This window comes from Chryseobacterium hagamense (assembly GCF_007991455.1).
Lineage (GTDB): Bacteria > Bacteroidota > Bacteroidia > Flavobacteriales > Weeksellaceae > Chryseobacterium > Chryseobacterium hagamense.
The window spans coordinates 1-624 of sequence record NZ_BJYJ01000094.1 but is presented as its reverse complement, the minus strand read 5'-3'; the positions used below and the strand labels follow the sequence as shown (position 1 = coordinate 624).

Genomic DNA, 624 nt, shown 5'->3' with positions numbered 1-624 from the left:
TAATCCGGATTTTTCAGCTCTACATTATCCGAAGCATGTTTTTTGTCTTTATAATATTCTACCGTGACGTAGAATTCCAGTTCTTTGGGATCCCTTTCACCCTGTGCCGCTTTCTGCATCAAAGCTTTGGTGAGAATAAATTCAGCGGTTGCCGTTCCCGTTCTGCCGACGACGGCCTGCCTGCTGTCCACGAATTTGTTCTTGCTGTTGTGGCCTTCACCCGCAGCATCGTCTTCCCAAAGTGTGAAAAGCAGTTTTTCGCCGGTAAGGTTGACACAATGCGCAACGGCCACCATCTTTTCGGTGTAGCTGAAAACCGTTCCGGGAGAATCGTCCACATAGCGGAGCTCCACCTTGCTGATCTTCGGAATCCCTGCCGGCTGCGGGGTAATGTCAATAGTCGTGGGGCCGCTTCCTTCCGGCTCATGAAGATAAGCTTCGAGGCGGTAGGTATTTTTTGAGGCCACTTCCCCGAAAGTAAAGCTTCCGTCGCCCTTCTTTTTAATATTGGTCGTCGTAAAGCTGCCGTTGGAGCGCTTTTTAAAAAGTTCCCACGTTACGGCAGCGGGATTTCTTTCACCGGCCGGCGTGTCGGGGTACCAGTCGGTTACCATATACATGGTC

General features: G+C 50.6%; 1 protein-coding gene. It reads right to left on the bottom strand.

The window, feature by feature from the left end; translation table 11 throughout:
- Window positions 1-624: hypothetical protein (locus CHA01nite_RS20715; protein ID WP_170234798.1), on the bottom strand; the 624-nt coding region annotated here is incomplete at both ends.